The following is an 18455-nucleotide window of genomic DNA, read 5'->3' on the forward strand; positions in this document are numbered from 1 at the left end:
CTTCTTCCTCGCGAAAAAGAGATTCAGTCATCGCCAGAAACCGTCCGTAGTTGACATTGTCATTATACCCTGCGTCCCACGTTCCCGGAGGGTAGGCTCGGGATTTTTTCACAGCCTCTCAGGCCTAGCCGTTGCCAAAGCGTCCGGGTCAGCGCAACCTGGTTCAGCGTGTAGAAGTGCAGCCCCGGCGCGCCGGCGGCGAGCAGCTTCTCGCACAGCCGACCGACGACCTCGAGGCCAAACTCGCGGATCGACGCGGAATCGTCACCGTAGCTTTCGAGCGCCCGTCTGATCCAGCGCGGAATCTCCGCCCCGCAATTGTCCGAGAAACGGGCAAGACTGCTGTAGCTGGCGATCGGCATGATTCCGGGAACGATCGGCGCCTCGATGCCGATCGCCCGGCAGCGGTCGATGAAGCTCTCGTACGCCTCGAAGTTGTAGAAATACTGGGTGATCGCCGAGTTGGCGCCAGCGGCGAGCTTGCGCTTGAAAGCGAGCAGGTCGTCCCGTGGGCTTTTCGCCTGCGGGTGGCATTCGGGATACGCCGCGACCTCGATGTGGAACCAGTCGCCCGTCTCGGCGCGAATGAACTCGACGAGTTCATTCGCGTAACGAAACGTTCCCGGGCGCGCCATTCCCGACGGCAGATCGCCGCGCAGAGCAACGAGCTGGCGAATGCCGTGGGCGCGGTACTGCTCGAGGATGTTGCGTATGCTTTCGCGCGTCGAGCCGATGCACGACAGGTGCGGCGCCGCGTTGTGGCCCTCGCGCTGAACCTCGAGGACCGTCTCCAGCGTGCGCTCGCGCGTCGAGCCGCCGGCGCCAAAGGTGACCGAGAAGAACTTCGGGCGCAGCAAGGCCATCTGCGCGCGCGCTGCGCGCAGCTTTTCGGCGCCCTCCGGGGTCTGCGGCGGAAACAGCTCGAGGCTGAAGATGCGTCGGCTCTCGCTCATTGCAGCGGCAGCCTCAGTAGCGGTAATGTTCGGACTTGTACGGACCCGCTTTCGGCACGCCGATATACGCGGCCTGCTCGTCGGTCAGTTCGGTGAGCACGGCATTCAGCTTCCTGAGTTGCAGACGAGCGACCTTCTCGTCCAGATGCTTGGGCAGCGTATAGACGCCCACCGGATAGTCGGCGGTACGCGTAAACAGCTCGATCTGGGCAATCGTCTGGTTGGCAAACGACGAACTCATGACGTACGAGGGGTGGCCAGTGGCGCAGCCGAGATTGACCAGCCGACCTTTGGCGAGCAGGATGATCCGCTTGCCGTCGGGGAAGATCACGTGGTCTACCTGCGGCTTGATTTCCTCCCATTGATAGCCCTCGATCGACGCAACGTCGATCTCGTTGTCGAAATGCCCGATGTTGCAGACGATCGCCTGGTCCTTCATTTTCAGCATGTGCGCGTGCGTAATCACGTGGTAGTTGCCGGTCGCCGTGACGAAGATGTCGGCCTTGTCGGCGGCATAATCCATGGTGACCACGCGGTAGCCTTCCATCGCCGCCTGCAGCGCACAGATCGGATCGATTTCGGTCACCCAGACCTGCGCCGAGAGCGCGCGCAAAGCCTGTGCCGAACCTTTGCCGACGTCGCCGTAACCGCAGACCAGCGCAACCTTGCCAGCGACCATCACGTCGGTGGCGCGCTTGATTCCGTCGACCAGCGATTCGCGGCAACCGTACAGGTTGTCGAACTTCGACTTGGTCACCGAGTCGTTGACGTTGATTCCCGGGAAGGCGAGTTCGCCACGCGCGTGCATCTGGTAAAGCCGGTGGACGCCGGTGGTGGTTTCTTCGGTCACCCCCTTGACCGCCGCGAGGCGGCGCGAATACCAGGTCGGATCGCTCGCCAACTTGGCGCGGATCGCAGCGAAAAGCACCGTTTCTTCTTCCGAGGTCGGCTTGGCGAGCACCTCGGGAGACTGCTCGGCGCGCGCGCCGAGATGCAGGAGGAGCGTCGCATCGCCACCGTCGTCGAGGATCATGTTGCTGTAGCCACCATCCGGCCACTCGAAGATGCGGTGCGTATACTCCCAATAATCAGCGAGCGACTCTCCCTTGACGGCAAAAACGGCGATGCCGGCAGCCGCGATAGCTGCCGCCGCGTGGTCCTGCGTCGAAAAGATGTTGCACGAGGCCCAGCGGACTTCAGCCCCGAGGGCGAGCAGCGTTTCGATCAGAACGGCGGTCTGGATCGTCATGTGCAGCGAGCCGGTGATCCGCGCCCCCTGCAGCGGCTTGCTGACGGCGAATTCTTCGCGAATTGCCAGCAGGCCGGGCATTTCTGTTTCGGCAATGCGGATTTCCTTGCGGCCCCAATCAGCTAGGCGAAGGTCGGCAACAACGTAGTCATGTCTTTCAATGGAAGCATCCGGCACGGTAGAACTCCTTGCAAGCGGTGACCGGGAAAGGGGGAAAAGCGGCGGCTTTGGCCGGCAGAAAGGTCTCGGCCGGGCCCACCCTTTGCCCCATCCCCGGTCAGGGTTGGTTGGATGAGCGCCGTTGGGAGAATCCGAGCCTCGAACCGTCGGTCTACGGTCCTGCAGCGCTCCTCGGATTGCGCTGAATTATAACCCGGATTGGCTCTTGCCGAGTCTGCCGAGCGGGGGCAGCAAGCGATTTCCGGCGGACCGTGCGGCCCGCCGGCGCGCTCTGCTTCAGCGACGCGGGCGATCGAACCTGCCGCCGCCCTCCATTCTCTCGATCCGGCTCTTGACGAAAAGCCGTGCCTTTTCCTTCTGCACCGCATCGAGGCTGTCGTAGACCTGCAGCCAGCGCTCACGGTTCGCTTCGCGCTGCTTGCGTCCCGCTTCGCGCGCTTCGTCCATCTGGGCGGCGATGGCGCGCAGGTCGGCGTTCGGCTGACTGAGCATGCTCAGTGCCGCTGCACGCTGGCCGCGCATCTGCGTGCGCACTGCGTCCATGCCCTCGCGCGAGAACCGGCTGGCCTCCTGCCAGAGTGCTTCCTGCTGCGGGTTGAGTTTGAGTTCGTCATGCAGGCGCGACAGCTCGCGCAGTACGTGTCCTGCGCGCAGCTCGAAGACACCGCCAGGAGGACAGCAATCGGGCGGCGCGGCGAGCAGCGGGCCGCTGGCGCCGAAGCTGAGCAACAGAGCAAACAGCGCGTGGCGCGGTGAGATTTTCCAGTTCATCAGACAACTCCTTCTTTCGGTTGATGGGCTCCGCCCGGCAGGAAGCGGTCGAGCGCTTCGCCTGCGGTGCAAACATTCTCGCGCAGCAGCCAGTTACAAGGCATTTCGCCGAGCAAGGACTTCGTTGCAAAATGTTGCGCCGCCACAGACGTAACCGGCAGGCGGCATAGAATGGCGGCTGTTCTCCCGACGACGGTCACGCACGTGAAAAAGATCCTGCTCATCGATGACGACCCGGAACTGCGCCAGTTGCTCGCCACCTATCTCGGGCGGCAGGGTTACGACACGCTGCTGCTGCCCGACACACGCCAGCTCGACGCCTTTCTTGAACGTTACCAGCCCCAGTTGCTGATTCTCGACCTGATGCTGCCCGGCGAGGATGGCCTGAGCGCCTGCCGCCGCCTGCGCGGGCGCAGCGAAACGCGCCCGATCATCATGCTCACCGCGCGCGACGAACCGGTCGACCGCGTGATCGGTCTGGAGATGGGCGCCGACGATTACCTGGGCAAGCCTTTCGACCCGCGCGAACTGGTCGCCCGGATCGAGGCCGTCCTGCGCCGTGGGGGACGGCCGCCGGCATCCGAACCGCAACGCGGCACCGTCCGTTTCGGCGAATGGCTGTTCGACCGCAGCACGCGCCAACTGCTCAAGGACGGCTGCCCGGTCGCCCTGACCAGCGGCGAGTTTGCCTTGCTCAACGTGCTGGTCACGCATGCCAATCAGACGATGAAGCGCGAACGTCTGATCGAGCTGACGCGCCGCGAGGGTAGCGATTCGTTCGACCGGGCAATCGATGTCCAGATCCATCGCCTGCGCCGCCTGCTCGAAAGCGATCCCGCTCAACCGCGTTATCTGCAGACGGTGTGGGGCGTCGGCTACGTTTTCGTGCCCGATGCGGCGAGCGAAGCGGCTGCGCCACGATGCGATTCCTGAGCTTTTCGCTCGCCGGGCGAACCGTCCTGCTGGTCATCGCGGTGATCGCGGTGACCGAAATCGCGACGTTTTCGCTGATCAGCCGCTATCGCCGAGCCTGGCACGTCGATCAGACGGTACATCTGATTGCCGGACAGATCCGGCTGCTGCAAAGCGCGCTGCCCGGGCTGAACGATGAAAGCCGGCGCCGCCTGAGCGCCAGCGACAGCCAGCAGGGCCTGCAGTTGCGCGCCGACGGGCCGCACGTGCCGAGCCAGCCGGCGCAGTTTCGCTTCGCCCGGCGCCTCGCCGACGAACTCGACGAACACCTGGGCGAGCCTGTCCTGCTGCGGCACAGCGGTCCGGGACTGCGTGGTGGCCTGTGGATCGGTTTCCACTCGGGCGGCGAACGCTGGTGGCTGGTTCTGCCGCCACCGCGTTTCGAGCCGCAGGACCTGCCGCCCGAACTCTGGCTGCGCCTGGCCGGAACGCTGGCGGTCGTTCTGCTGATCGCCGTACTCTTCGTGCGCGGCATCGTCGGCCCGCTGGCGCGCCTTGGCGAAGCGGTCACCGCCACCGGTGACGGCGCCGCGCGCACGGTCACACCGGAAGGGCCGGCCGAAGTCCGCCGGCTGGCCGAGCGCCACAACCGGATGCTCGATCAGTTGGCGAGCGCTGCGGCCGAACGGCGCGAGATGCTCGCCGGACTGACGCACGACCTGCGCGCGCCGCTGGCGCGCCTGCGTCTGCGCCTGGCCCTGCTGGAAAGCGACGGCGAACGTAGCGGCCTGACGCGCGATGTCGATGACATGGAACGTATCGTCGCCCAGTGCCTGGCCTTTCTGCGCAGCGAACAAGGCGGGCGAACGCCGCAACCGCTGGCCGTCGTCGCTTTCCTGCGCGAAGCCGTTGCCCGTCAGCGCGAACTCGGCCGGCCGCTGACGCTGACCGTCGATGCGGCGGTCAACGAGCGCCGGGTGATGATCGCCGCCAGCGACCTGCAGCGCCTGCTCGACAACCTGATCGACAACGCGCTGCAGCACGGCGCCCCGCCGATCGAAGTGACGCTGACGCAGCGCCAGGCGTCAACGCTGGTGCTCAGCGTACGCGACCACGGACCCGGAATTGCCCGCGCCGATCGCGAGCACGCGCTCGAACCCTTTGCTCAGCTCGAACCGGCGCGCGCCACCGACGGCAGTTGCGGTCTCGGCCTGGCGATCGTCCGGCGCATCGTCAGCGGCTGCGGCGGCAAGCTCAGCCTGAACGATCCACCGGACGGCGGGCTGGAAGTGATCGTCGAATTGCCGGCCACCTGAACCGGCGAGCGGCTACCCGCTCGCCGACATCGCCTGAGCAATCGCCTCATCGACCTGATCGAGAAAGACGAACTCGAGCCGCTCGCGTGCTTCCACCGGCACTTCGTCGAGATCGCGGCGGTTCCTCGCCGGCAGGAGGACACGCCGAATCCCGGCGCGCATCGCGGCGAGCACCTTGTCCTTGATCCCGCCGACCGGCAGCACGAGTCCGCGCAGGCTGATTTCGCCGGTCATCGCCGTGTCGTTACGCACCGGCCGCTCGCTGAGCAGCGACACGAGCGCGATGAAGATGGCGACGCCGGCACTTGGACCGTCCTTCGGGATTGCGCCGGCCGGCACGTGAATATGGATGTTGCTCTTCTCCAGACCACCGGGCTGCAGACCGAGGCTGCCCAAGCTTGTCTTGACCAGCGTCAGGGCGGCCTGCGCCGACTCCTTCATCACCTCGCCGAGATGCCCGGTGAGGATCAGCTTGCCGTCGCCGGCCGTCTGGCTCGCCTCGATGAACAGGATGTCGCCGCCGACCGGCGTCCACGCCAGCCCGGTGGCAACGCCGGCCAGGCTGGTGCGCAGGGCGACTTCGTTGTCGAACTTGCTCGCGCCGAGAATCCCGACGAGATCGTCGGCGCCGACCTCCAGCGCCGAGACGCTGCCCTCGGCGACGCTCACCGCCGCCCGCCGGCAGACCGCGGCGATCTGCCGCTCGAGCGAGCGCACGCCGGCCTCGCGCGTGTAGTCGCGGATGATCGCCGCAAGCGCACCGTCGCTGATCGCAAGCTGCCCCTCCTGCAGGCCGTTGTGCACGATCTGGCGGGCGAGCAGATAGCGCCGGGCAATCTCGAACTTCTCCTCGTGCGTATAGCCGGGCAGTTCGATGACTTCCATGCGGTCGCGCAAAGGCCCGGGAATGTTGTCGAGAACGTTTGCCGTCGTAATGAACAGCATCCGCGACAGGTCGAAGGGCAGCGCCAGGTAATTGTCGCGAAATGAGTTGTTCTGCTCCGGATCGAGCACCTCGAGGAGCGCCGCCGATGGGTCGCCCTGAATTCCGCTGCCCAGCTTGTCGACTTCGTCGAGCATCATCACGCAGCCGCGCGAACCCGCCTTGCGGATCGCCTGAATGATGTTGCCCGGCAAGGCACCGATGTAGGTGCGCCGATGGCCGCGTATCTCCGCCTCGTCGTGGCAACCGCCGAGCGAGGCGCGGACGAACTTGCGGCCGAGCGCGCGCGCGATCGACTGGCCGAGCGAAGTCTTGCCGACACCCGGTGGCCCGACGAAACACAGGATCGGCGCATGACCTTTCGGGTTGAGCTTGCGCACGGCGAGAAACTCGACAATCCGCTTCTTCACCTGGGCCAGGCCGAAATGGTCGGCATCAAGGATTCGTCTGGCTTCGCCGATCTCGATCCGGTCGGCTTCCGGCTCCTTCCACGGCAGTTCGACCAGCCAGTCGAGGTAGGTGCGCAACAGCGAATACTCGGCTGAACCATCGGACATGTGCTCAAGCCGGCGCAACTCCTTGTTCGCCTGAGCAGCCACTTCCTCGGGCATTTCGGCCTCGACGATCGCACGTCGCAGCGTCGCCAGCTCGGCAGCGTTTCCCGCTTCGCCCTCGCCCAGCTCGTGCTGAATCGACTTCATCTGCTCGCGCAGCAGGTACTCGCGCTGATGCTGGTCGATGCTCGCCTTCGTCCGCTCGTCCAGCTCGCGCGACAGGCGCAAGACCTCCAGGCGCTTGATCAGACATTGGAGAACCAGTTCGAGTCGCTGCTGGACATCGATCGTCTCGAGCACGCGCTGTCGCTCGGCCAGCTTGATCTCGGCGATGCTCGCCACCAGATCGGCCAGCGGACCAGGCTGGCTGACGCTCTTCACCGCCTCGACGAGTTCACGCGAGACCTGCGGCAGGAACTGCAGAACTTCCAGCGCGCGCTCGCGCAATTGCAGCACACGCGCCTCGGTCTCGCTATCGCTCGCCTCGGCCTCATCGAGACGCTCGACGCGCGCGACCAGGAACGGCTGTTCGGCCACGTACTCGCGCACGGCAAAGCGCTGCAAGCCCTGACAGACGATGACGTGCGTACTGTCCGGCAGCGTCACGTAACGCAGAATGTTGGCCAGCGTGCCAACCCGGCTCAGATCGTCCGGAGCGGGCGCCTCGATGTCGGCGTCGTGCTGCATCAGGATGCCGACCGGATGATCGGTCTTGACCGCCTGCTGCGCGGCGATGATCGAGGGCTGGCGACCAATCGTCAACGGCAGGATCATGCCGGGGAAAAGGACCACATTGCGGATCGGCACGATGATCAGGGCATCGTCCGCAATGGGCAGCATGCCCGGGTTGCCGCGCTCCCGGCTGCGCTCGGACGACATATCCTCGCCGCCCTGCTCAGCGGTGACGCAGAACGAGCAGCAGACAGCCGTCCGCGAGCGACTGCTGCACCAGCCGGTACCTCCCCGGCGGCAGTGGCACGCGGCGCTCGAAACGGCCGTAAGGGATTTCCAGGCGGCGAATCGCCATCCCTGGCGAGGCGCACGGCCGCGGCCGCTCGCCGCGCACCAGCAGGCCGGCTTCGTCGAGGACCACCTCGATCTGACACTGACTCACGCCGGGCAAAGCGACCAGCAGCCTGAGTTCGTCGGCCTCCTCGTACAGATCGACCGCGGGCTCCCAACAGGGTCCCGTCCACTGCGCTCGCAGGGAAACGAAACGATGCTGCAGTCGCTCGGCGCCCTGCAGAAGCTCGAGCGCTTCCGTCCAGGCGACGAACACTCCTTCACGAGATCTCATGGCTTTCGTCCTCGATTCACTTACGGCCCCGCGGATGCAGCTCAGCGATAGTATAGGGTGGGAGCACGGAATATTCACACCCTTGGCGTCTTGTCCCCTTGTCCTAGCGAAGCGCTGCTTGAATCGCCCCGCCGGACGATGCGGAGGGTAGCAAGTGCTCGGCGCTGCGCATGGGACTTGCCGGAGGAGAGACACCTGGCGAAGGCCATCGGCCAGGCAATCAACGGGCAACTGACGAACGCCAGGCTGCTGATGCGCGAGGGCACCCTTGCTGACCCGACGATCCTGGCCGCACCGCCGTCGGTGAAGAACCAAGCGAAGGCCCGCGCTCGCGAGATGCAGCAGACGAAGAAGGGCAAGCCATGGCATTTTGACATGAAGTCGCACACCGGGGTCGATGCCCAAGACGAGTTGGTGCAGAAACGCAGACCGCGGACGTTCTATCTATCCCCCTTCGGAGCGACAACGGTCGCCGGGTAAGCAGCAAACCACGGATTCCTCGAAGCGCGTTCCACCACGGTAACAAAAACGTACTCTGGCTTCCAATCTTCAACCAACTGGATAAAGCGACCCCCGGGTTGCATTGCCTCGGCCCAATGCAGTTGAAGAACTTCGCTGAATGTTGCAGCCATCAAAGGGGACAAAGCGGTTCCGAAAGAGTCGCGTAGCCAAAGAACCCTCTTGTCGTTAAGTGCGCCAACGGATTGAACAAGAAGGGGCTTTGTCGGTGGGAGAACCGCCTTGTTGGCACCCTGGTAAAGAACCTGCTTGGTATCGAAGTCCGATTCTTTCGTTTCTATGGACAGACTTGCGGTATTGATCACTGGCTCACGGTCGGAAAGATGCGCGGTGAGACGAAGAAATTCAGCCAAGTCACCACCATCTCGAGAATCGACACGGGCGAGTTGATAGACGGTTGCAGGTGGCCATTTTATCTCCGGGGCGGCCAAGCTGACCTGTTGTGCAAATGTTCGAAACGCGACTCCCGCTCCCAAGTAATTCCAGTGCGTATCCGTCTTGTAATACAAAGGCTCGTTCTGATCCGTTTTTGCCGCCAGCAAGGGCCCGCGGAGGTCAACGTAGAAAACCGTTCCGGTTCCTGCGAGCAAAGCATCGGTAGCGTTAGGCAAAGAGGGTTTCGCCCAATCTGGCAAATACTCAGGATAGATTGAACCTTTGTTTGGACCAATCACCACTCTGAAAAGCTTTACACCCCGGCTCGCCAGGAACGCGTCCAATGCCATTGCGGCGTGGCCAATCTCCTGACCACGAGCAAAGTCCGCTTTGGATGGAGGTCGACGATCGACGCTCAAGGTTTGTTCATATTGATCCCCCAGGTAGATCCAACCTTCTCTACCGAGGATCACTTGCTTTGGGTCGGTACTTATTCCCAGAGGATAAAGCAGTCGTGCCGTCAACCTCGACGCGAAATCCATATTGAAAAGGAAGGCTTTTTCGGTCCATTTGATCGTATCAAGATTCGGTGCGGCAAGGATGTTGATGACCGGAACGACCAACAGACTCGATAAAGCTGCCAACAAGAATCGGACTACGCTACGCTTCACGATGAGGAGATTTAGAAGTTGAAGTAAAGAAATACTGTGCTGGTGGCCGCTAGCATGAAGTACATCGCTGTCGCGAAGACGATGATGCCATATAGAAGCTTCCTGGCCCCGATCGCGCCGATTGCCATCTCCATCGAATTCTTTTGAGCAATCAGCCCAAACGCAACAGTGATCGCGAGGAAGGTGGGAAGTTGCCCGACAAGGCTTGTCGGCATCAAGCGCAACAGGGCGTCGGACAACCAGCCACCCCAAGCAAGATCGGATGTTGGGAGCGATGCGGCGGTACCGGCAAACACCGAACCGAAGTCGATCATTCCACGCAGAACGCGCAAGGCATCATCCAGTGTTTTCGCGCGGAAAAACACCCAGGCGACGTTGACGAACATGAAGGTCGTCATCCGTGCCAGCATCGGGGGCAACGGGCGATCGAAGGCTCGCCAACGGCGATGGATGATCAGTGCAGCACCATGCATGGCTCCCCAGATGACGAACATCCAGCTCGCACCATGCCATAGACCACCCAGAGCAAAAGTGATGAAGAGGTTGAGATAGGTCCGATATTCTCCATGCCGGTTTCCACCCAGCGGAATGTAAAGATAGTCGCGGAGAAAGTTGCTCAGCGTGATGTGCCAGCGACGCCAAAAATCCTGGATGTCCATCGCCTTGTAAGGGGAGTTGAAATTGATTGGCAGCCAGATGTTGAATAACAGCGAGCTGCCAACCGCCATGTCGCAGTAGCCACTGAAATCGAAGTACAGTTGAAACGTATAAGACAGACTCGTTGCCCAAGCAGCAAAGAAGCCTAGTGCCTGGCCGCCATCGAACCCGGCTGTCGCCCAGACGGCAAAACTGTCAGCGATGACTACCTTCTTAAAGAGTCCGATCGCAAAGATGAACAATCCCCTCAGTATATTCGAGTATCTTCGGGTCAGTGTCCAACGTGAGGCGAACTGCGGCATGATCTGCCGATGATGAACTATCGGACCGGCAATCAAATGCGGGAAAAAGGTGACGAACAAGGAATAGTTCAGCAGGTCGTATTCAACCGTCTCCCCGCGATAGCTATCAACCAGATAGACGATCTGTGTGAAAGTAAAGAAGCTGATCGCCAAAGGCAGGATGATATGCGGTAGCGGATAATTCGTACCCAGCACGGCGTTGAGGTTGCCGAGCAGAAAGTCGGTGTACTTGTAGTAACCGAGCAACAGTAGATTGGTCACGATCCCGGTAGCAAGTATGACTTTTCTGTTGACCTGGCGGTGCCGCTTCGGGACGTCGCGAAGTGTTGCCAGATGTGCGCGGGCAAGCCCTGTTCCGATGGCGAAATTCACAAAGATCGAGCCCAGGATCAGAGGCAGATACTTGACATCCCAGTACGCGTAGAAAAACAGGCTCGCGGCCACCAACCAGACTTTCCCGGCGATGACCAAGCGCCGATGATTTAGCCAGAAATAGGCAAAGAAGGCGGTTGGCAGAAAAAGCAGAATGAACTGCCATGAACTGAAAAGCATGTTGGGTGAAGCCGTCTAGGATTAATCGGGCATAGCTGACTGACTATGCGATGTTGAAATGGCATGAACAGACCTTGAACCCAGATGGCCAAGATGGTGATACGCGAAGAGGTACGTAAGCTCGCCGGCGCGGCATATCTCTGGTCTGTTTTCGCAAAAGGAGTTGGCGTTGTACATCTGATCCTGATGTCTTGCAACCCGCCGCCTTCCTGGTCCGCTCTGCACCGGACAGTACGGGATCGATCGTCGGCAGCCGCACTTTCAATACCGTGATGGCCTGGGCTTCCACGTGCCCGTCAGCGGTGAAAGGTCAATCCTCCAAGAAATCGAGCCGCTTCAGAATCGTAACCGTTCACGTCCCCCTGGCCACCAGCACCGTCGTGCTCGACGAATCAACACCTTGCCAAGGAGCAGGAGGCAACAAGGCAGGGGGGTGTGAACGGTTACTCAGAATCTCGCTGAACCGCAGGCATCAAATCCCTGCGATCGAAAGTGCATGTGTGATTGACGCTGACGCGTGCACAGCAAGTTCCCTCGCCAGTTCCAAGTCACCACCACTTGCGTCAGAGCATCGATGAGCGCATGTCTGAAACGATCAAGCACCCTCTTCCGAGACATCAGGGAGCGCCGATCCAGGTAGCGCCAAGGCCAAGTGACAGCGGCTGTTCCAAACCGCTCAGTTGGCGCGCAGCTTGGTTTCCGCGAACCGTCGGTGGTTTTTACGCCAGCATCGATCCTCTGGATGCTCGACTAATTCCATGTTGACACCGGCGGGAAGGAACGGCCAGATTCGCACCGAGCCATCGTTCCTGAGCTGCTTCTCCTGAATAACCGCGCGTTCCCGCGCTCGGTCATCATTGTTGGTCGCCACTCCGTGCGGCCGAGTTGTGCGGCTAGGGTTCGGGGAGCAGATCCAACGGAAATCGAACGAGCGGCCACGCTGGTAAAAACAGTGGCGTTATTACGGTCTTGCAGGCATGATCCGCGCGCACGCGCCGACACATCCACCCGCAACGGAAACGGAAACGGAAACGGAAACGGAAACGGAAACGGAAACGGAAACGGAAACGGAAACGGAAACGGAAACGGAAACGGAAACGGAAACGGAAAAGCACGCTAACTCATTGATGTATTGTAACTATGGAGCGGGTGAAGGGAATCGAACCCTCGTATGCAGCTTGGGAAGCTGCCGTTCTGCCATTGAACTACACCCGCGCCTCAGCAGCGCCTCGTCAACGACGATTGTACGATGTTTGGGCGCTCGCCGACAACGCGTATTGGTGCCCCCAGCGTGCGCCGGTGGCTGGCGATTTCGCTGGATTGCGGCGGACAGGCTGACAGAGTGCGGCGAGCGTGTCTATAATTCGCCGATGGATATCGTTACTGGTCTGCTGCATACGATTCTAGGCGGGCTCGTCGAGCGGGTGCTCGACCCGCCGGAGGCGCCACCGCCAGCGCTGATTGCGCCGGCTGCGGTGCGCGCGCTGCCCGTCGAGGTGAAGAAGGGTCTGATGTTGCCGCTAGCCGGTGACGGATTCGTCACCATCGACCGCCAGGTGCGGCCGCTCGCGCCGGGCCTGCAAATCCGCAGCGAGCAAAACCTGATCATCATGCCGATGCAGGTCCAGCAGCCGGTAGACGTGGCTTATCTGACCGACCACACGGGTGCGGTGAATCGGGTCTGGCTATTGGCACCGGGCGAGGGAGCGGCGCTTGGCGCGCGCTGAGATCGGGTCAGGGCGACGACGACCGAACAGTATGCCGAGAGAGCCTTCCTGCCCACGCTGCCGCGCGCCTTTGCGCCTGCCTGCCTGGCGGTTTCTTGACCAACGCCGAGCCGATCAATGACCAAGAAGCTGTTCATCCGCACCTTTGGGTGCCAGATGAACGAGTACGACTCGGACAAGATGGCCGATGTGCTCGCCGCCGATGAGGATCTGGTCCGGACCGATACGCCGGAAGATGCTGACATCATTCTGTTCAACACGTGTTCAGTGCGCGAGAAGGCGCAGGAGCGGGTTTTTCACGACCTCGGGCGAGTCCGGCGGTTGAAACAGGAGCGACCGGATTTGCTGATCGGCGTCGGTGGGTGCGTGGCGAGCCAGGAGGGTGCGGCCATCGTCGCCCGCGCGCCGTACGTCGACGTCGTCTTCGGGCCGCAGACGCTGCATCGGCTGCCCGAACTGATTGCCAAGCGGCGTCGGCAGGGGCGACCGCAGGTCGACGTTTCGTTTCCCGAGATCGAAAAGTTCGACCATCTGCCGCCGGCACGGGTCGACGGCGCGGCCGCCTTTGTTTCGATCATGGAGGGTTGCAGCAAGTTCTGCTCGTTCTGCATCGTTCCCTATACGCGTGGCGCCGAGGTGTCGCGTCCGTTCGACGATGTGCTGACCGAAGTCGCCGGGCTGGCGGCGCAGGGCATCAAGGAAGTGACCTTGCTCGGCCAGAACGTCAATGCCTACCGCGGCGCGCTGGGCAGCGGCGACGAGTCCGGTGCGAGCGACGAGACGGCTGATCTCGCCCTGCTGATCGACTACGTAGCCGAAATCCCGGGAATCGAAAGAATCCGGTATACGACCTCGCACCCGCGCGAGGTATCGCAACGGCTGATCGAGGTCTATGCGCGGACGAGCAAGCTCGTCTCGCACCTGCACCTGCCGGTGCAGTCGGGTTCAGACCGCGTGCTGGCCGCGATGAAGCGCGGTTACACGGCGCTCGAATACAAGAGCCTGGTTCGTCGCTTACGCGCCGTGCGTCCCGACCTGTCGCTCTCGTCGGACTTCATCGTCGGCTTTCCGGGGGAAACGGACGACGACTTCGCGAAGACGATGCGGCTGATCGACGAGGTCGGTTTCGATGCGTCGTTCTCGTTTCTCTACAGCGCCCGCCCGGGAACGCCGGCGGCTGATCTGGCCGATACGACGCCGAAGTCGGTCAAACAGGAAAGGCTGCTGCGTCTGCAGAAGCGTATCGACGAGCAGGCGCAAGCCATTTCGGCGGCGATGGTCGGCAGCGTGCAACGTGTCCTGGTCGAAGGCGTGTCGCGCAAGGACACGAGCGAACTCGCTGGACGTACGGACAACAACCGGGTAGTCAATTTTTCGGTCGATCGCGCGGGCGCCGAGCGCTGGTTGAACGGCTTCGTCGATGTACGCATCACCGCGGCTCTTCCGCACTCCTTGCGCGGTGAGCTGCTGGGCGGCACAGGATGACGGTAAGAAGCGTCGGCGCGCCGAGGCAGGCGATTGAGTTGCTGCTGTCGCCGGTCAACAACCGGCAACTGGCCAATCTCTGCGGCGCGCTCGACGAGAACCTGCGCCAGATAGAAACCGCGCTCGATGTGGCGATCGCCCGCCGTGGCGAGCGTTTCACGCTGCGCGGCGAGGCGGCGCAGACGGCGGTCGCCTCGGAAGCGCTGCAGCGCTTCTACGCGCAGGCGAAGAATGCCTTGTCGATCGACGAGATCCAACTGGGCCTGATCGAGTTGCTCAACCGGCCGGTACGCAACATCAGCGCAAGCGGTGGCGCCGCGCCGGCGCTGCTCACGCGCAAGAGCGAACTGCACGGGCGTACGCCACGTCAGGTCGAGTACCTGAAGCACATTCAGGAGTACGACATCACTTTCGGCACCGGTCCGGCCGGCACCGGCAAGACCTATCTCGCCGTCGCTTCGGCGGTCGATGCCTTCGAGCGCGAACTCGTCCAGCGCATCGTTCTCACCCGACCGGCGGTCGAGGCGGGGGAACGGCTGGGGTTTCTGCCTGGCGACCTGGCGCAGAAGGTCGATCCTTACCTGCGGCCGCTGTACGACGCGCTCTATGATCTGATGGGCTTCGAACGCGTCGGGAAGTTGTTCGAGCGCGGCGCGATTGAGATTGCGCCGCTCGCCTATATGCGCGGGCGCACGCTGAATCATGCGTTCATCATTCTCGACGAAGCGCAGAACACGACGCCCGAGCAGATGAAGATGTTCCTGACGCGCATCGGCATCGGCGCCAAGGCCGTGGTCACCGGTGACGTAACGCAGATCGACTTGCAGCGCGGCCAGAAGAGCGGCCTGATCGAGGCCCGCCTGATCCTGCGCGAGGTGCGCGGAATCGCTTTCACCGAGTTCCAGAAAGAGGATGTCGTCCGCCATCCGCTGGTGGCGCGCATCGTTTCGGCCTATGAGGCGCACAGTGCGGCACTCGCCGCCGTGGATAACGCCGGGCAACATGCCGAAAGCCGCTGAGCGTCGCCGGATCGGCGTGTACTACGCCGAGCGCAGCGACGACGTGCCGCCCAAAGCGCTGGTCAGGAATTGGCTGCTGGCGGCGCTGCGCGTCGAAGGTCGCCGAGCAGGAGCGATCGGCGTGCGCTTTGTCGATCGCGAGGAAGCCGCTCGCCTGAACCGCGACTATCGCAGCAGGGACTACGCAACCAATGTTCTCTCGTTTCCTTATGCGCGCAAACCGTTGGTCGATGGCGACTTGGTCCTCTGCCCGCGGGTCGTCGAGGCAGAAGCGGCCGAGCAGGGCAAGCAGCCGCTCGCACATTACGCTCACCTGGTCATTCACGGAACGCTTCATCTGCTCGGCTACGACCACGTTGGCCGGCGGCGCGAGGCTGCGCGGATGGAGAAGCGCGAGCGGAAGATCCTGGCTCGACTGGGCTTTGCCGATCCGTACCGGAGCCGGCGATGAGCCATCGACGATGCGGGCAGAGCGGCCAGCCGCTCACTGCTGACCGGGCATTTCGTGCCACAGGATGATATGGACAGCGCGACACGCAGCTCAAGCTTGTTGGAACGCCTTTCGGCGTTGCTGGTGCGCGAACCGGAGGATCGCGAACAGTTGATCAGCTTGCTGCGCTCGGCGCACCAGCGCCATCTGCTCGCTGCCGACGCGCTGGGCATCATCGAGGGCGCGCTCGCTGCTTCCGAGATGAGCGTGCGCGAAGTAATGGTGCCGCGCTTGCAGATGGAAGTAGTCGACATCGACGATTCGCTGGGCGAGGTTGTCGCTCGCGTGAACACGACGGCGCATTCGCGCTTCCCGGTGATCGATCGCGACCGCGACAATGTGCTCGGCATTCTGCTTGCCAAGGATCTCCTGCGCGTCGACGAAAAGGCCATCTTCAATCTGCGTGACTGGCTGCGACCGGCGGTGTTCATTCCCGAGTTCAAGCGCCTCGACATACTGCTGCGCGAGTTTCGCGTTTCGCGCAACCACATGGCCATCGTCATCGACGAGTACGCCGGCATTGCCGGCCTGATCACCATCGAGGACGTGCTCGAACAGATCGTCGGCGACATCGAGGACGAGTACGATTTCGACGAGGCCGACGCAAACATCCAGACGGACCACGCGGGAGGTTATCGCGTCAAGGCGCAGACGACGGTCGGCGAGTTCAACGAGGCCTTTCTGACCGCTTTCAGCGATGAGAAGTGTCAAACGGTGGGCGGTCTGGTGCTCCACCATCTGGGGCGTGTGCCACGCTACAACGAGACGGTCGACATCGACGGGATCAGCTTCCGGGTACTGCGCGTCGACAGCCGCCGGATCTACACCTTGCTCGTCCATCGGCTGCCGATGGCGTCGTGAGGAAAGTGCAGCCCTGCGCGCGGCAAGCGCGGCCCGCCCGGCGCTCGCCCGGCGGCTTTCGCTGCCCGACGTTGGCCGGTCGATGATGCGCTTCCAGCAAGCGACCTGGCGCCGCGCCTGCGCTTTCCTGCTCGGCCTTGCCGGGGTTCTCGCCTTTGCGCCTTGCGGCTGGTTCCCCCTCAACTGGCTGACGCTGGCCGGCCTTTTCGGCCTCCTGTGTGCGGAAGCCGAAGGCGAACGGCGAATGCGCAACGGCGCCTGGTTGACCACGGCTTTTTCCTGCGGGCTGTTTCTCGCTGGCGTGTCGTGGGTGTTCGTCAGCCTGAGCGTCTTCGGCGGACTGCCGATGCCGCTTGCCGGACTGGCCACGGTTCTCTTCTGCGCCGTGCTGGCGCTCGTTAGCGCGCCCGTCGGCGCGCTCTTCATCCGTCTGGCGCCGGACGGCCGGCTGCGCCGCGGTTTGCTTTTCGCCGGCCTGTGGACGCTTGCCGAGTGGACGCGTGGCTGGCTGCTCACCGGCTTCCCTTGGCTGGCTGCCGGCTATTCGCAGGTTCCGCCCAGCCCGCTGGCCGGCTACGCGCCGCTCGTCGGCGTGTTTGGCGTTTCGCTGGCGTCGGCCTTGGGCGCCGCGCTGATCTACGAGGTCGGCCGGCGCTGGCTGACCGTGGACCACTGCAGCACGCGCGCCGTGCTGCGCTGGTGCCCAGCGCTGCCGCTACTCGGCCTCGCCGCACTTTTCGGCGGTGGCGAGTACCTGAGCGCTGTACGCTGGACGGAGCCGGTCGGCGACAAGCTTTCGGTTGCCCTGTTGCAGGGAAACGTCGCGCAGGAGATGAAGTGGCGACCGGAGCGCCTGGTCGAATCGCTGCAGACGTATTATCGCCTGGCCGAGGAGAACCCTGCCCGGCTGACCGTGATGCCCGAAACGGCGCTGCCGGCGTTTCTCGAACAGATTCCGCTGGCCTATCTCGAGGCCTTGCGCGAACTGGCTTTACGCCAAAACGGCGACGTTTTGTTCGGTATCGCGGTCGCCGACGGGCGGCGCTATGCCAACTCGGCGCTCAGCCTGGGCACAGCCGGCGAACAACGCTACGACAAGGTCCACCTGGTTCCCTTCGGCGAGTTCGTCCCGCCGGGCTTCGCCTGGTTCATGGCGTTGGTCGACATTCCGCTGGCCGACTTCACGCGTGGCGCGCGGCGACAGCCGCCCCTGCTGCTCGCCGGCCAACGTGTCGGGGTCAACATCTGCTACGAAGATGCTTTCGGTGAGGAGATCATTGACGCCTTGCCGACGGCGACGCTGTTGGTTAACCTGTCGAACGTCGCCTGGTTCGGCGATTCGCTGGCGCCGGCACAGCACTTGCAAATCGCTCAAATGCGCGCGCTGGAGACCGGCCGCGTGATGCTGCGCGCGACGAACACCGGGATGACCGCCATCGTCAACCCGGACGGTCGGCTGCAGGCCGTCCTGCCGCCGTTCACGCGCGCCGCACTGGTCGGCGAAGTGCAGCCGTATGCCGGAGCAACTCCCTTTGTTCGTTGGGGAAACTGGCCGATCGTCGTGCTTGCCGCCGTGTTCGTCGCGCTTGCGGCAGGCCGCCGCCGGCTGCCCTAGCACGCCG

General features: G+C 63.0%; 15 protein-coding genes, 1 tRNA gene, 1 pseudogene and 1 riboswitch. Of the genes and pseudogenes, 9 read left to right on the forward strand and 8 right to left on the reverse strand.

Features of this window, described 5'->3' with window-relative positions; translation table 11 throughout:
* Window positions 1–62: 62 nt before the first annotated feature.
* The 3 genes from metF to Q1L59_RS11515 form a co-directional block, all read right to left on the reverse strand.
* Window positions 63–953 (reverse strand): methylenetetrahydrofolate reductase [NAD(P)H], encoded by an 891-nt coding sequence (metF, locus tag Q1L59_RS11505; protein ID WP_300332325.1) that lies wholly within the window; start codon window positions 951–953, stop codon window positions 63–65.
* A gap of 13 nt (window positions 954–966) precedes the next feature.
* A complete protein-coding gene (ahcY, locus tag Q1L59_RS11510) occupies window positions 967–2379 on the reverse strand; it encodes an adenosylhomocysteinase (protein WP_300332326.1) in 1413 nt (470 codons plus the stop codon).
* Window positions 2380–2488: 109 nt separating this feature from the next.
* Window positions 2489–2561: riboswitch (S-adenosyl-L-homocysteine riboswitch) on the reverse strand.
* Between the two features lie 97 nt (window positions 2562–2658).
* On the reverse strand, window positions 2659–3153 hold the full coding sequence (locus Q1L59_RS11515) for a periplasmic heavy metal sensor (protein WP_300332328.1): 495 nt from the start codon (window positions 3151–3153) through the stop codon (window positions 2659–2661).
* A 171-nt stretch (window positions 3154–3324) separates the two neighbouring features.
* Here Q1L59_RS11515 and Q1L59_RS11520 point away from each other — a divergent pair, with 171 nt between their 5' ends.
* The gene (locus Q1L59_RS11520) at window positions 3325–4086 is read left to right on the forward strand and encodes a response regulator (protein ID WP_300332330.1); all 762 of its coding nucleotides are present in this window, start codon (window positions 3325–3327) and stop codon (window positions 4084–4086) included.
* Entirely contained in the window at window positions 4074–5381 is a 1308-nt protein-coding gene (locus Q1L59_RS11525) for an ATP-binding protein (RefSeq protein ID WP_300332332.1), read from the forward strand. Before Q1L59_RS11520 ends, Q1L59_RS11525 begins: the two co-directional genes overlap by 13 nt.
* A 12-nt stretch (window positions 5382–5393) precedes the next feature.
* Here Q1L59_RS11525 and lon read toward each other — a convergent pair whose 3' ends face one another.
* A complete protein-coding gene (gene lon / locus Q1L59_RS11530) occupies window positions 5394–7757 on the reverse strand; it encodes an endopeptidase La (protein ID WP_300332334.1) in 2364 nt (787 codons plus the stop codon).
* A gap of 16 nt (window positions 7758–7773) precedes the next feature.
* On the reverse strand, window positions 7774–8175 hold the full coding sequence (locus Q1L59_RS11535; RefSeq protein WP_300332336.1) for an Hsp20/alpha crystallin family protein: 402 nt from the start codon (window positions 8173–8175) through the stop codon (window positions 7774–7776).
* 246 nt (window positions 8176–8421) lie between these two features.
* On the opposite strand from Q1L59_RS11535, the pseudogene Q1L59_RS11540 reads away from it, so the two are divergent.
* Window positions 8422–8577, forward strand: a pseudogene (locus Q1L59_RS11540) (IS5/IS1182 family transposase); the annotation flags it as partial.
* Between the two features lie 38 nt (window positions 8578–8615).
* Here Q1L59_RS11540 and Q1L59_RS11545 read toward each other — a convergent pair.
* The 3 genes from Q1L59_RS11545 to Q1L59_RS11555 form a co-directional block, all read right to left on the reverse strand.
* The gene (locus Q1L59_RS11545) at window positions 8616–9713 is read right to left on the reverse strand and encodes a hypothetical protein (RefSeq protein ID WP_300332338.1); all 1098 of its coding nucleotides are present in this window, start codon (window positions 9711–9713) and stop codon (window positions 8616–8618) included.
* Between the two features lie 38 nt (window positions 9714–9751).
* Window positions 9752–11251: an MBOAT family protein gene (locus Q1L59_RS11550; RefSeq protein ID WP_300332340.1), complete on the reverse strand. Its 1500-nt coding sequence runs from the start codon at window positions 11249–11251 to the stop codon at window positions 9752–9754.
* A gap of 1141 nt (window positions 11252–12392) precedes the next feature.
* A tRNA-Gly gene (locus Q1L59_RS11555) sits at window positions 12393–12466 on the reverse strand.
* A gap of 155 nt (window positions 12467–12621) precedes the next feature.
* Here Q1L59_RS11555 and Q1L59_RS11560 point away from each other — a divergent pair.
* The 6 genes from Q1L59_RS11560 to lnt all read left to right on the forward strand — a co-directional run bounded on the left by Q1L59_RS11560 (window position 12622) and on the right by lnt (window position 18448).
* A complete protein-coding gene (locus Q1L59_RS11560) occupies window positions 12622–12978 on the forward strand; it encodes a hypothetical protein (protein WP_300332342.1) in 357 nt (118 codons plus the stop codon).
* 117 nt (window positions 12979–13095) lie between these two features.
* Window positions 13096–14463: a tRNA (N6-isopentenyl adenosine(37)-C2)-methylthiotransferase MiaB gene (gene miaB / locus Q1L59_RS11565; RefSeq protein ID WP_300332344.1), complete on the forward strand. Its 1368-nt coding sequence runs from the start codon at window positions 13096–13098 to the stop codon at window positions 14461–14463.
* Entirely contained in the window at window positions 14460–15482 is a 1023-nt protein-coding gene (locus tag Q1L59_RS11570) for a PhoH family protein (RefSeq protein ID WP_300332346.1), read from the forward strand. The genes miaB and Q1L59_RS11570 overlap by 4 nt, the downstream gene beginning before the upstream one ends.
* Window positions 15466–15933, forward strand: a complete 468-nt coding sequence (ybeY, locus tag Q1L59_RS11575) for an rRNA maturation RNase YbeY (protein ID WP_300332348.1) — start codon at window positions 15466–15468, stop codon at window positions 15931–15933. Before Q1L59_RS11570 ends, ybeY begins: the two co-directional genes overlap by 17 nt.
* 69 nt (window positions 15934–16002) lie before the next feature.
* The gene (locus Q1L59_RS11580) at window positions 16003–16833 is read left to right on the forward strand and encodes a transporter associated domain-containing protein (RefSeq protein WP_300332349.1); all 831 of its coding nucleotides are present in this window, start codon (window positions 16003–16005) and stop codon (window positions 16831–16833) included.
* Window positions 16834–16915: 82 nt separating this feature from the next.
* On the forward strand, window positions 16916–18448 hold the full coding sequence (gene lnt / locus Q1L59_RS11585) for an apolipoprotein N-acyltransferase (RefSeq protein WP_300332351.1): 1533 nt from the start codon (window positions 16916–16918) through the stop codon (window positions 18446–18448).
* Window positions 18449–18455 lie beyond the last annotated feature (7 nt).

The sequence above is a fragment of the Accumulibacter sp. genome, assembly GCF_029255125.1.
Taxonomy (GTDB): Bacteria; Pseudomonadota; Gammaproteobacteria; order Burkholderiales; family Rhodocyclaceae; genus Accumulibacter.

Coding starts and splice junctions, on each gene's coding strand:
- Q1L59_RS11520 (WP_300332330.1), top strand. CDS start 3,325: ATGGCGGCTGTTCTCCCGACGACGGTCACGCACGTGAAAAAGATCCTG.
- Q1L59_RS11550 (WP_300332340.1), bottom strand. CDS start 11,251: ATGCTTTTCAGTTCATGGCAGTTCATTCTGCTTTTTCTGCCAACCGCC.
- Q1L59_RS11560 (WP_300332342.1), top strand. CDS start 12,622: ATGGATATCGTTACTGGTCTGCTGCATACGATTCTAGGCGGGCTCGTC.
- Q1L59_RS11515 (WP_300332328.1), bottom strand. CDS start 3,153: ATGAACTGGAAAATCTCACCGCGCCACGCGCTGTTTGCTCTGTTGCTC.
- ybeY (WP_300332348.1), top strand. CDS start 15,466: ATGCCGAAAGCCGCTGAGCGTCGCCGGATCGGCGTGTACTACGCCGAG.
- miaB (WP_300332344.1), top strand. CDS start 13,096: ATGACCAAGAAGCTGTTCATCCGCACCTTTGGGTGCCAGATGAACGAG.
- Q1L59_RS11525 (WP_300332332.1), top strand. CDS start 4,074: ATGCGATTCCTGAGCTTTTCGCTCGCCGGGCGAACCGTCCTGCTGGTC.
- Q1L59_RS11570 (WP_300332346.1), top strand. CDS start 14,460: ATGACGGTAAGAAGCGTCGGCGCGCCGAGGCAGGCGATTGAGTTGCTG.
- lnt (WP_300332351.1), top strand. CDS start 16,916: ATGATGCGCTTCCAGCAAGCGACCTGGCGCCGCGCCTGCGCTTTCCTG.
- Q1L59_RS11535 (WP_300332336.1), bottom strand. CDS start 8,175: ATGAGATCTCGTGAAGGAGTGTTCGTCGCCTGGACGGAAGCGCTCGAG.
- lon (WP_300332334.1), bottom strand. CDS start 7,757: ATGTCGTCCGAGCGCAGCCGGGAGCGCGGCAACCCGGGCATGCTGCCC.
- metF (WP_300332325.1), bottom strand. CDS start 953: ATGAGCGAGAGCCGACGCATCTTCAGCCTCGAGCTGTTTCCGCCGCAG.
- Q1L59_RS11580 (WP_300332349.1), top strand. CDS start 16,003: ATGGACAGCGCGACACGCAGCTCAAGCTTGTTGGAACGCCTTTCGGCG.